9 protein-coding genes are annotated in these 12,576 nt (G+C 67.4%); 8 read left to right on the top strand and 1 reads right to left on the bottom strand.

The genetic code is table 11. The features are described from left to right. Positions 1 to 86 precede the first annotated feature (86 nt). The 4 genes from CSR00_RS02820 (at position 87) to CSR00_RS02805 (ending at position 3,347) form a co-directional block, all read left to right on the top strand. On the top strand, positions 87 to 302 hold the full coding sequence (locus CSR00_RS02820; protein WP_099020963.1) for a hypothetical protein: 216 nt from the start codon (positions 87 to 89) through the stop codon (positions 300 to 302). Between the two features lie 17 nt (positions 303 to 319). Beyond that, positions 320 to 622 carry a hypothetical protein gene (locus CSR00_RS02815; RefSeq protein WP_099020890.1) on the top strand — a complete coding sequence of 101 codons (303 nt, stop codon included), beginning with the start codon at positions 320 to 322 and terminating at the stop codon, positions 620 to 622. Between the two features lie 285 nt (positions 623 to 907). Next, positions 908 to 3,073 carry an ADP-ribosyltransferase gene (locus tag CSR00_RS02810; protein WP_099020889.1) on the top strand — a complete coding sequence of 722 codons (2,166 nt, stop codon included), beginning with the start codon at positions 908 to 910 and terminating at the stop codon, positions 3,071 to 3,073. An 88-nt stretch (positions 3,074 to 3,161) separates the two neighbouring features. Next, entirely contained in the window at positions 3,162 to 3,347 is a 186-nt protein-coding gene (locus tag CSR00_RS02805) for a helix-turn-helix domain-containing protein (protein ID WP_046361146.1), read from the top strand. Between the two features lie 44 nt (positions 3,348 to 3,391). Here the strand turns inward: CSR00_RS02805 and CSR00_RS02800 are convergent, their stop codons facing one another. Beyond that, entirely contained in the window at positions 3,392 to 3,775 is a 384-nt protein-coding gene (locus CSR00_RS02800; protein ID WP_141564241.1) for a hypothetical protein, read from the bottom strand. Positions 3,776 to 4,093: 318 nt separating this feature from the next. Between CSR00_RS02800 and CSR00_RS02795 the strand changes: the two genes are divergently transcribed. From CSR00_RS02795 to eccCa, 4 genes are all read left to right on the top strand, one after another. Further along, the gene (locus CSR00_RS02795; protein ID WP_099020887.1) at positions 4,094 to 4,852 is read left to right on the top strand and encodes a hypothetical protein; all 759 of its coding nucleotides are present in this window, start codon (positions 4,094 to 4,096) and stop codon (positions 4,850 to 4,852) included. A 62-nt stretch (positions 4,853 to 4,914) separates the two neighbouring features. Next, complete coding sequence (locus tag CSR00_RS02790) at positions 4,915 to 6,771, top strand: AAA family ATPase (protein ID WP_099020886.1); 1,857 nt, start codon at positions 4,915 to 4,917, stop codon at positions 6,769 to 6,771. A gap of 14 nt (positions 6,772 to 6,785) precedes the next feature. Next, a complete protein-coding gene (gene eccB / locus CSR00_RS02785) occupies positions 6,786 to 8,369 on the top strand; it encodes a type VII secretion protein EccB (protein WP_176561871.1) in 1,584 nt (527 codons plus the stop codon). Next, the gene (eccCa, locus tag CSR00_RS02780; RefSeq protein WP_176561870.1) at positions 8,369 to 12,550 is read left to right on the top strand and encodes a type VII secretion protein EccCa; all 4,182 of its coding nucleotides are present in this window, start codon (positions 8,369 to 8,371) and stop codon (positions 12,548 to 12,550) included. The genes eccB and eccCa overlap by 1 nt, the downstream gene beginning before the upstream one ends. Positions 12,551 to 12,576: the final 26 nt, after the last annotated feature.

Raw genomic sequence — 12,576 nt, 5'->3', positions numbered from 1 at the left:
TCGTCGCACCGCCGCGGCTCCGCCACCCGTGACGAACACAAAGCAATGACGTATCAACGCATTTCGACTCTGGAATGAGGAAAGCCATGTCGTTCGACTCTCTGTTGGGTGATGGCACGCAGGCCAACCCGGTGCTGATGGTGGCGCTTGGCGCCGTCGGGGTGCTCGTGGCGATGTCGCTGCTGCGGCTGCTGCGCCGGGTCCGCCGCATGATCTGGACTGCGGCAGTATTGGCCGCGGCGGGTAGTACGGGGGCCGGCGGTGGCTGGGCTGTCCTCGACGCGCTGAAGACCTGGCACTGACGAGGAGGGCTGGAAGCGTGAGCGATGACGACACCCGCACGGGCTGGCCGTACGCGCGCGCCGGAGGGGCATTCACCACCGGGGCCCGCGTGCTCGTGCGCGAGCTCGCGGACATCACGACCTACGGCGGCCGCCGCGCGAACTTCGACGGCACGATCGGCTCCATCCGCGGCCTGGTGGCCGGCGCGGCCGTGGGCCTCGGGGTCGACGGGCGGGCGTCCTCGGTAGCCGGCCCGACCAAGCTCGTCCTGGTCGACGACTTCGGGCAGGAGCATCGGTTCGAGTTCGGTGCGCACGACTACGTGACGCTGCTCGACTGAACCGGTACGCGGGGACGTGTCATCGGCCCAGCGTGTAGCGAGTGAAGCCCTCGGACCTGGACGCGGTGCTCTGCTCGGGCCCCGCCGCCGCCGCGCAGCCTCCGGCCGAGCCCGCCGCGGAGACCGAATGGCCGCTGTGTAGCACCCGCCGCCCGCCGGGGACCTGCTATCGCCGCTGGTCACGCCATGGCCCGGCGGCAATTCATCCCTACTGCGACGGAAACCGCGCCGCGCGCCGGTACTTCCTGGGTGTACCTGCCAAAGACACCCTGAAGGAGGCGCGCGGTGTGCCGATCGACGAAGCATGGTGGGCGGCGCTGCCCCGGCTGCGGAAGCTACGGCGCCGCGGCCAAGGCCAACGGGAATCGCCGGCTGGGCCGGCTGGCCCGGAAGAAGGTCGTCGACCACCTCACCGAGCAGGGCCTGGTGGACACCGCGAAGGCGATCCTGGCCGCGCCGCCGAGCGTGCTGCCGGAGTTCATGAAGGCGATGGGCATCGAGGAGTCGGTGCTCGGTGACACCCCGATGCCCAGCACGCACGCCAATCCGCCGTCGGCTGGGCTGTTGATCGCCGCGGCGAAAGCCGAGCAGGCGGCGCTGGCCGGGCCGCAGATCTCGCCGGAGGAACAGGCCCTGGAGGACGCGCAGGAGGCGTTGGCCGCGGCCGAGAAGTCCGTCGACGACGCCCGCAAGGCGGTGCAGCGCGACCAGGCCCGTCGTCGCAAGCTCGTCAAGGAGATGGGTTCGGCCGAGGGCGACGACCTGTCGATGGAGCAGCTCGCCGAGTTGGCCGAGGCGGGGCAGAAGATCGACGCTGCGAAGGCGGCGTACGAGCAGGCCAAGCTCGCGGTCCCGGCGGCTGCCGATGACGTGGTGGCCGCCAGGTACGGAGTGGCCGCCACGCTGCCCGATGAGGAGCGAGATGCTTACTGCGCCAACCTCAGCAGCGAGGATGTCGAGGCGCTGGCTCGGTCGCTGAACCGGTCGGTGGCCGCTGAGGCGGCTGGGGCGCTGGACGCCGGGCCGCAGCCTGCGCTGATCGCCGGCGCGGTGCGCGACACCTCGGTGTACACGCCGGGCAAGTTCCTCATGGAGACCGGCTCGGGGGCGGTGGAGGTCGAGGGTCGGCTACTCGACGGTGGCACGGCGATCCACCGCCGCGGTTCCGGTGACTTCCTGATCCTGCAGAAGCGCGACGGGGTGTATCACGGTGTCGCCGCGGCCGGCGGGAAGTCCGCGGCGCTGAACAAGGCCAACCGCATCCCGATGCTCGACGAGCTGCCGCCGTTGCACGCGGGGGCCAGCGACACCGAAGCCCAGGCCCATCACATCAAGTCCCAAGTGCTGATGCAGCTGGCGGGCCAAGCGGCAGAACATCATTGGAACACCGAACAGCATCAGGGATTCCTCGACGACAAGATGGGCGAGGCCCGCGACAAGCTCGTCGACGCCGTGGGCGCCGGCCCGGTGCGCGCCGACATCTACGACGCGACCAAGCGGCACAAGAAACTGATGCGCGAGAAGGCGGCCGTAGCCGCTGGCGAGGCCGCGCGCGCCGAGGCGCTGGCCGCGGGCAAGGGCGCCGCGGCCGCGGCCGCGGCCTATGCGGCCGCCCATCGTCGCGCGCTGGGTACACCCACCCGCGGCGGCGGGGTCATTCCGCACTTCGATCACAAGATCCCGCCGGACAGTCTCGGCCAGGAGAAGCACAAGTCGTTGTGGCGCAGTGGTATCCGGGCGTGGGGTAAGGAGACCGCTGACGATTACGCGGTGATCTCCCAGCGTGCCGGCAACCTGAAGGCGTGGGGCTTCTCGACGAGTGGTCCGGGCGTGAAGACGTCGAGCATCAGTGATCTGACGTCGGTCAACTCGGCGTTCGTGCAGAAGGCGCTCGACGGCAAGGAGCGTTCCGCGCTGACGACCTATACCGGGGGGAGCTACACCGCGATCAACGCCGCCATCTGCGGACGTGATGGCGCCAAGCCGTCGGGGTCGATCAAGACGGTGGTCTCGGGTATCGAGTCGGCGTTCGACAAGTTCCGTGAGCACAACCCGAACATGGACCCAATGACGGTGGTGCGCGGCACCCGAGTGCCCAGTGGGTGGAAGGGGACGCCGGGTGAGTACATCGACGCGGTGTTCAGCGTGGGGGCGCGTATGGAGGTCGGGAAGGTGACCAGCACGACGACCAAGCAGTCCACGGCGTCGGCGTTCGCCGGGCATCCCCCGTACTACATGGTGGTGCGCACCCGTGAAGGGCTGCCGGTCAAGAGCATCTCGAACTTCTCCGGGGAGGACGAGGTGATCCTGCCGATGGGATCGCATCTGCGGTGCGTGCACGTCGAGCACAACGGCATCGCCGGTAAGCCGACGGTGTATCTGGTCGGTGAGGACCTGGTGGCCGAAGCCGAGGACACGCACGCCGGCGGCGACTGGAAGAAGGCAAGCTGATGATGGATGACAGGCTGGCAGTGACGATGAGGCTGAGCTGGGCTAATAGCATGTCCCCAGAGTTGGGCGGGTACGGAGAGGGGCGGTCATGGCGGCGTTGACCAGAGCGCAGATCGACGAGATCCAGCAGCGCCTGGACGAGGGGATGACTCCGGAGGCGGTCGCCGACTCGATCGGCCGGCTGGCCGATCTCGACGAACTCGAGGTCGTGGTGATCCGGTCGACTGCCTACGACCTGCTCAACGGCGAGCCGGTGCGCGCCTCCGACGACTAGCGTGCCCCGCCGCGGGCCGGGGGAGGACGTGTCGTCGCCGCTGCTCAGAAGGCGTGTGGTGAGCGATTGACGCGCCAGAAGCCGGGATCGAGACGTTCGGCCAGGGCGGCGAGGTCCTCGACGAAGGCATCAGCGGCGGGCCCTTGTACGCGGATGGTCAGGTAGTCGCTGCCGCCGCGGATGGACGTGGTTTCGGCGCCCGCCGCCGCCGTCCACGCTGCGGCAGTCAGGGCGTTGATCCGGGCCAGCTCGTCGTCGGTCTCGGGGTCACCGGTGGCGACCGAGAGGTAGCGCACGCCGCGGGTGAGGTCCTCGGCCTCGGCCAGCAGCGAGCTGACTGCCAGCTGTTCGAGGAGGCCGGCGCTCTCGCCGGCAGGAGGCGTGTTGTCGCCATCGGAGATGGGTGCGCTGCGGGACTCGTCGGTCATCGCGGTCTCCTTCACGCGTCGGTCGGTGTTAGCTCGATCCTGCCTGTCGACGACGCTGCAGTGGGGGTGGCGCGCCGAGCGATACATGCACTTCCCGCCATGACACACGTGGATCGCGTGAAAGTGCGCAAACAGGCTTACTAGCTGCCCTGACAGGCCCATATGGGTGTCGTCGACCCACGAAGAGGCGAATCAAAACTTACCAAGGGTGGTGAATTTTCCGGAATTGGGTTAGTCTGGCCGTGCCAAAGACACCTTCACCGGAAGGGAAGCCATGATTCGTCGTATTCCGTCCCGAGCGATTGCCGGGGCCCGCTGATGTGCCGCTCGCTGAAGAACGGGCAACGTCGCCGCTGCCCCAGCTGCACGAGCTATCCCGCCGCCGCCCGAGCCAACGGCAACCGCCGACAGGGCCGACTGGCCCGCCGCAAGGTCGTCGATCACCTCGAACGCATCGGCCTGACCGAGACCGCCGCCGCCGTCCTGGCGTCACCGCCCAGCGTGCTGGCCTCCTTCATGGCCGCCACCGACATCGACCCCGCCGTCCTGGGTGAGGTGCCCATGCCTGGGGCCGGACCCAACGGCGTCGACGTCACCGCCCTGGTCGAGAAGGCCACATCCGAACGCGCGCAACGCAAACGCGTCGTCTCCGTTGCTGCGGCGGCAAGGCCGACTACTGCAGTGACGGCGCCGCCGCGCGTGCCCGCCGCAGGCCCCGCGCCGACTTCGGTACACGCCGGCGCCGCTGCCCGGCTGGCCGCCGCGCTGGGCCGCCGCCGCGCCGTACGGCCAGGGGCGCCAGCGCCCGCGGCCAACGTGCCGAACTGCAAGAAGAACATCTCGGTGGTCATGGAGTGGGAGGACCGCGCCGAGCACGTCTTCGCCGCCGGGGCCTCCAAGGCGCAATGCCGCATTGCCTGCGCGGAGGCGGAGATGCTCTGCAAGGGCTGCCCGCTGATGGAATCCTGCGCTCAGGAAGCCAAGGTCACCCACTACACCGGCGTTGCCGGCGGCCGCATTTTCGTCAACGGTCGGCACCGGTTAACCCCCTCCGCCCCGGCTAGGATCGTCGCATAACCGCACTCCAGAGGGGTGCTGGTGCATGTGTGATCCGCTGCGGTGAGAAGGTTTGGTGAGCGATGACGGCAGGTGTCGGACTGAAGCCCCTCGATGTGTTCACGATGGGGTTGAGGTACCTGCGCAACAGTCAGACCGACGAGGCCCGTGAGGCCTTCCGTCAGGCCGTCGAGCGTGACCCCGAAATGTGTGATGCGTGGCTGGGGATGCTGGCCACCGGGTCCACGTCGGCCGACGTCACCGCCGGCGCCTACCGCTCAGTGGCCAATCTCGGCGGTGCCCTCAAAACCGCCGGGATGACCGTCGCCGATCTCAACGTGCAGACGTCGATGACGTTGGGATCGTTCGGGCTGAGGTTGCCCACCCACACCCGCCTGCACGTCGCAGTGGCCTATGCGGTGGCACTGGCCGAGGGGCAGCCTCCGCAGCTGGCCAAGGCCGATGAGGTGATCACGCGTGAAAGCCGCCTGCCGAACATGTCCGCGTTGGATCTGGACCTGCTCGACTACGTGCGACTGGGGTTGCTGGGTCTGGCGAGACGCTGGCCGGACGTGCTGAGCTTCGAGGGCAAGCAGAAGTGGCGCTCGCAGGACTCCAACCCCGAGTTCGTGAACTTCCTCAACGTCGGGATGCTGGTGTGGAAGGTCTGGGCACTGGTGGGGACCGGAAACCCCGTCGAAGCGCAGCGCTACGCCGAAAGCGGGCTGTCCACATCAGGACTGCCCAACGACGTCCACGCCCGGCTGCGCCTCGGCCGCGGGTACGCGATGCGGGCCCAGGGTCAGCGCGAGGAGGCGATGACGGCGTTCCGGGAACTGCAGGCCTGGGTCAACACTCCCGAGGTGCAGCAGGCGATCGAGGACCCGGAGAAGGTCATCGAGATCGTCACGGCGTCCTCGCTGGCGACCCGCAGCGACGTGTGGGATCCCGAGTCGGGCAGCTCGGCGGCCTCGCTGGAAGTCGAGGCCCGCGAGAAGCGTCGTGACGGTGTGCGCGCGGAGGCAATGGCGCTGCTGGACAAGCAGATCGGCATGCACGGGGTCAAGGAGCAGATCCGCCGGCTGGAAGCCAAGGCGATGATGGACCAGAAGCGTGCCGAGGTGGGGATCGAGAAGAAGGACGTCGGCGCTGCCTTCATCTTCACCGGTCCACCGGGCACCGGCAAGACCTCAATGGCGCGAGTTCTGGCCCTGCTGCTGTTCGGTCTGGGAGTGATCGCGCGTCCTGAGGTCGTCGAGGCCTCCCGTCCTCAGCTGGTGGACGAATACCTCGGCAAGACCGCGCAGAAGACCAACGCCGTGGTCGACAAGGCGTTGGGGGCTCTGTTCTTTCTTGACGAGGCGTATTCGCTGTACCAGAAGGGCTATTCCGACGGCGACGCCTACGGCCAGGAAGCGGTTGATACGTTGTTGGCGCGCATGGAGAACGAGCGTAAGACTGAAGACCCGAACAAGAAGCTCGTGATCGTCATTGCCGGGTATGAATCCGACATCGATCGTTTCCTTACGATGAACGAGGGTCTGGCGTCGAGGTTCACCACGCGCATCCGCTTCGAGTCCTACACGCCCGAGGACCTGGTGAAGATCGCCGATCTGATGGCGAGCTCCGAATCGGCGCTCTACTCGGCGCAGGCGCAGGACCTGTTGCTGCGCAACCTGCAGGTGCTGGAGCAGATGCGGGTCGATGACGTCGATTCGGCCGGTAACGCGCGCGTGGTCTCGGGTATCGACAAGGTTGGCAACGCACGCTTTGTGCGCAACGTGACCGAGAAGGCCACCGAGATCAGGGACTACCGGCTGTCGTCGAGCCCGGCGATCGATCTGTCGGTCAAGGAAGTGCTCGTCACGATCGAGGCCGAAGACGTCGCCTCGGCGTTCCGTGAAGTCTGCTCCGTGCAAGGAGTTGCGTTCCATGAATAGTCGAAAGGGTCGTCGTGGCTGAACTTGAGGGGCCCGAGCAGAGGCGCCGCCGCGGGTTCCGGCTCACGGCGAAGTATCAGGTCAGCGGGTGGCGGTTCCTGTACCGCAGGTTGCAGCACGCTCTGGTGCGCCGCGACACCCGCATGATCGACGACCCTCAGCGTGCGCAGGCATCCCCGCTGGTGCTCGGCATCGCACTGGGTGTCGTGGTGTGCATCGGCGCGGTGGTGTGGGGGTTGTTCTCTCCGGCCGGGCAGGTCAAGGACGCCAAGATCGTCGCGAACAAGGACACCGGTGCGTTGTACGTGCGCGTCGGGGACCGTCTGGATCCGGTGGCCAACCTGACGTCGGCGCGGCTGATCGTCGGGCAGCCCGAAGTTCCGGTGCGGGCCAGTGTCGCCGAGATTGACAAGTACCCGAAGGGATCGCTCGTCGGAATCATCGGTGCGCCCAACGACATTCGTGATGCACAGAATCCGTGGTCGGTGTGGACGGTGTGCGATTCGACGATGACCGGTGCGGCCGTGCCGTTGGATCCGGTCTCCGGTCTGCCCACCACCGCGCGCTCACCGGTCACAACCACCGCCATCGGAGGACCGCTGACCAAGGGGGCGGACACCGGGACCATGGGCGGCAATCAGGCTCGGCTGGTGGGATACGACAACCGCACGTGGCTGGTCTACTCGCGGCCCGACGGCGTGGTGGTCCGCTCGACGGTGGACATCACCGACCCGATCGTGGCCGACGCGTTGGGGCTGCGCGCCGACGATCTGGTGTTGCCGATCTCCCAGGGGCTGTTCAACGCCATCCCCGCCGAGCCGCCGCTGATCGCGCCGGCGATCGCCGGGGTGGGGGAGCGGCCGGCGTTCGCGCTGGATAAGCCGTTGACCGTGGGCACGATCCTCAGTGCACGGGATTTGGGCGGGCAGAAGACCTACTACGCGACGCTCGCCGATGGCGTGCAGGAGGTCAGTCTGACCGCGGCGACCATGATCCGGGCGGCCAACCCCCAGGTCAGCACCGAGCCTGTCGAGGTGGGTCCTGATGAGCTGGCGGCGTTCCCGAAGTCCACGCAGCTGGCGGTGTCGTTCTACCCCAAGGACACGGTGGCCCTCGTCGACGCCGACAACGAGCCGGTGACGTGCTGGTCGTGGTCGCACTTCGGTGACGAGCCGACCTCGCGGACCGAGGTGATCACCGGGCGGACCCTGCCGTTGGCACCCGAGCAGGTCAAGTCGCTGCTGCCGATGGTGTCGGCGGCGACGTCGCAGGGCATGACCGCCGATCAGGTGTACATGCCGTCGACGACCGGCCGGTTCGTTCAGGTCACCAGTGCGGCAACCGATTCCCGGCTGCGTGAGTCGTACTTCTGGGTGGCCGACAACGGTGTGCGGTTCGGGTTGGACACCTCCGATCAGCAAAGCGGTGACGTCACCCTGACGGCGCTGGCGCTGCATTACCCGGTGCCGGCACCATGGGTGGTGATCTCGCTGTTCGCCGCAGGGCCCACGTTGTCGCAGAAGGACGCGTTGATCCGCCACGACGGTGTTCCCCCCAACCCGACCGTCGCCGGCCTGGACGTCAAAGGAGCGAACTAGTGCGTACCAGCTTCAATCGGCCGTTCACACCGGTTGCGCCGCCGCGTATTTCGCGTGACGAGATCAACGTTCCCGCGCCCAAGGAGATCGAGGAGGGCGAGCCGGTATCGAAGCTGCGCACCATCGGTGTGCCGCTGCTGATGGTGGTGGTGCTGGGCGGCATGGTCGCGATGATGATGCGCACCGGGCGGTTCAACCCGATGTTCCTGATGTTCCCGCTGATCATGCTCATGGGGATGGGCACGATGATGTTCGGCCAGAGCGGCGGCGGCGGAACCTCGCGCGCCCAGCTGCTCTCGGACCGCAAGGCGCAGACGCGCGGGCTGGGCGTGACGCGGGAGAAGGTGTTCGACCGCGGCCTGAGCATGCACGAAGGGTTGCAGCACGCATTCCCCGATCCGACGTTGCTGCCGAGCCTGATTGGTACGGAACGCATGTGGGAGGTGACGCCCACCAACGACGGATTCACCGCGCTGCGTTACGGGCTCGGGGAGGTCGAGTTGGCCGCGCGCATCGTCGCTCCGGAGGCGCCGCCGGGGGAGTTCCTGGAGCCGGTCGGCTGGGTGCAGACGGTTCGCTTCCTGCGCCACCACTCCACGGTGTCGGGTATGCCGTTGGCGTTGGCGACGGCACGCTTTCCGGTCGTCGGGTTCGCCGGGGACCGGGAGGTGTCGCTGGGGACGCTGCGGGCGATGCTGCTGCACGCCGCGATCACCCACGGGCCCGACAACCTGGCGATGGTTGTGCTCACCGACGATCCGGACGGGCCGCAGTGGTCGTGGATGAAGTGGCTGCCGCACACCCAGCACCCCTTCAAGCTCGACCGGCTCGGCAGCGCGCGGATGATGTATTCGGACTGGTCGACGCTGACCGCCGACGTCGGCGGTGAGGATGAGGACGACCCCGCCAAGATCATCGACTTCATGATGAACTTCGACCCGCACGTCGAGTTCACCAACGACAAGTACCGGCACGTGCTGGTGGTCGTGGACTCCGCGGTCACCGACAAGCTCATCGACTCGGTGATCGAGCCGCGGGCCGGGGTGACGTGGCTGATGGTCAATCCGCCCGAGGACGCGCTGACCTCTCGGGAGGGCATCGTGTTGCGCTGCGACGCCGACCGCACGGTGTGGCGCACCGAGGCGGACAAGCCGCTGGCCGAACCGACGAAAGTCGCGGTAGCCGATCAGATCTCGCTGATCGACGCGCGCACCATGGCCCGCCAGCTCGCCAAGTTCGAGGTGGCGTCGTTGACGAGCCTGGGCCGGCAGGCCAAGCAGTCCGAGCGCGGCCGTGACTGGGGCACCCTGATGCGGGTTCGCGATCCCGGCGCGCTGGATCCGATGGATACCTGGAGCGCGATCAGCCGCTACGGCGACAAGCGGCGCCTGCGGATTCCGATCGGATTCCTCTCCAACGGTGACCGTTTGGACCTGGACCTCAAGCAGGCCGCCGACGGTGGCACCGGACCGCACGGGCAGCTGCTGGGCACGACGGGCTCGGGTAAGTCGGAGTTCCTGCGCAACCTGGTGGTCAACGGGTGCGTCTCGCACTCGCCGGACATGCTCAACATGCTGCTCGTCGACTTCAAGGGTGGCCCGACGTTCCTGGGAATGGGCGATCTGCCGCACGTCAGTGCGGTGATCACCAACATGGAGCAAGAGGCCCACTTGGTGACGCGCATGAGCGAGATGATCGAGGGTGAGATCGCGCGGCGCTTCCAGATCCTGCGTTCGGCCGACGAGTTGAGTAATCGCTACGACGTCAAGGACATTCGCGACTACGAGCAGCTGCGTGAGCGCGGCGTGGACCTGGCGCCGCTGCCGTCTTTGTTCGTCATCATCGACGAGTTCGCCGAGCTGCTCGCCGAGTACCCCGAATACGGCGATCTGTTCAAGCGCATCGGCCGGGTGGGGCGGTCGCTGGGCATCTACCTGCTGTTCGCATCGCAGAACCTCGACATCTCCGGGCGTACGAGCGGTCTGGAATCCAACATCGGCTACAAGATCGGCTTGAAGACCCAGACCGCGCAGGAGTCGCGGGCGCTGCTCGACAGCTCCGATGCCGCCTACCGACTGCCGGGGACCCCCGGTCACGGCATTCTGCTGGGCAGTGCCGGTGATCGCGCCGGTGAGCTGACCCAGTTCTACGCGGGGTTCACCGGCGCCGCATACTTCCCGCCGGCATCGGAAGTCATCGTGGAACGGACTCAAACACGTTCCGAAGAAGGCGGATTCGTCGGTCCGCAGGCGTTCACCGCGATCGAGGCGCCGCTGCCCAAGGATCCAGCCAACGCCGCCGAGGTGGTCAGCGAACCCGAGCGCACCGAAGAGGAACTCGAGAACGCGCCGACGATCTTCACCACCGTGGTCGAGCGGCTGCGCGCGGCCGATGCCTCGCAGGCGTACCGGATGTGGCTGCCGCCGCTGGAGGTCAAGACCCTCGATCAGGTCGAACCGGATCTGCAGCAGTGGTCGGTTCCGGCCAACACCGCGCTGCCCAAGCTGAGGGTGCCGATGGGTCTGTTCGACGACCCCGCCAAGCACACCCAGCCGGTGTGGACTCTGGACACCACCGACCAGAACATCCTCATCATCGGTGGTGCGCAGACCGGCAAGTCCACGGCCATCAAGACGCTGGCCTGCTCGCTGGCCTTGCACAACACGCCCGAGCAGGTGCAGATGTATCTGGTCGACTACGCCGGCGGCGGCCTGGGGCCGCTGGCCGAACTGCCGCACGTGGGTGGTGTGGCGGGCCGGTCCGAGCCGGACGCCATCAACCGCATGATCGCCCAGGTGCGGACCCTGATCAGCGATCGCGAGCGGATCTTCCGCGAGTACAAGATCGGCACCATGGCCGAATACCGCAAGCTGCGCACTAACCCCGACCACCCGTTGCTGCGCCAGGACCGCTACGGCGACGTCTACATCATGATCGACGGCTGGGACGCGGCCGTGGCCGAAGGGCAGGTGCTGCAGTTCCGCGGCAGTGAGATCGAGTCGCTGATCGTGGGTGCCCTCAACTACGGGGTGCACCTGGTCTTGTCGACGGCGCGCGTGGTGGAGATGCGCGGTATCGAACCCCACATGAAGGGGATCGTCGAGCTGCATTCGGACACGGAGTTCTCGCGGATCAGCAACGCGCTGTCGAAGAAGCGGCGCAAGGAGCCCGGCCACGTCCTGGTGGCGGGGTCGGAGCTGTACGGGTTGGTGGCTCTGCCGCGCGTCGACGGGATCGACGACCGCAGCACCATCAGCGAGGGTATGGGGGATCTGGTCGGCCAGATCGCCGAGCAGTTCGCCACCAGCTCGGCCGAGCGGCTGCGAACCCTGCCGACGTCGTTCACCCACGGGCAACTCGAAGCCTTGGTCGAAGAGGCCGACAAGAGGGCGATCGAGCAGAGCGGGCGCTGGGATCCGCGCCGGCAGATGCGCATCCCCTTCGGTATTCAAGAGGAGCGGCTCACGCCGGCGTACGCCGAGATGTGGCGGGAGCCGCACCTGTTGATCGTGGGCAACGCCAAATCCGGCAAGAGCGAGGCGGTCGGCTCGTTCTACGACGGTCTCACCCGCCGGTTCCCGCGGGGTGTGGACGAGGCGGCGGTGATCTTCGTCGACCCGCGCCGTAGGCACCTGGGCAAGATCAGTGACAACAACCTGTTCGCCTACGTCGCCACCGAGGACGAGTTCATCGCCGCGGTGTCCAGGTTGTGGGAGACCTACGACATCGCCGGGCGCGCGCTGCCGCCGAACATCGACGCCGAGACACGGGCTGCCCGGTCGTGGTGGAGCGGGCCGGACGTTTTCGTTGTCGTCGACGACTACCACCTGTTCGCCAACACCCGGAATCTGGCCGAGACGCCGAAGATTTTCAAGATGCTGCCGCAGGTCGAGAACGAGCCTCTGGCCCAGGGGTGGCACTTCGTGCTGGCGCGGGCAGCGGAGGACTTCTACATGGCGATCAACCGCGACCCGATCCTCAAGCGCATGATCAACGACGCCGTTCCGACCGTGATGCTCTCGGGCAACAAGCACGACGGGCAGATCGGGGACCATAAGTTCGAGAGCTTCGGCATCCCCGGCCGGGCCCGCTACGTCGAAGCGGCGGTAGCGCGCTCGGGGCGCATTCAATGCGCCTGGTCGGGAATCCGCTACAGCGACGACGACAATCTGGGCGACTGATGTCGGACCGTCCGCAGGGCTCGCGA

The organism is Mycolicibacterium palauense, assembly GCF_002592005.1.
Lineage (GTDB): Bacteria > Actinomycetota > Actinomycetes > Mycobacteriales > Mycobacteriaceae > Mycobacterium > Mycobacterium palauense.
Note: the sequence above shows the minus strand (reverse complement) of the source record. Positions and strands in the feature narration are given on the sequence as shown.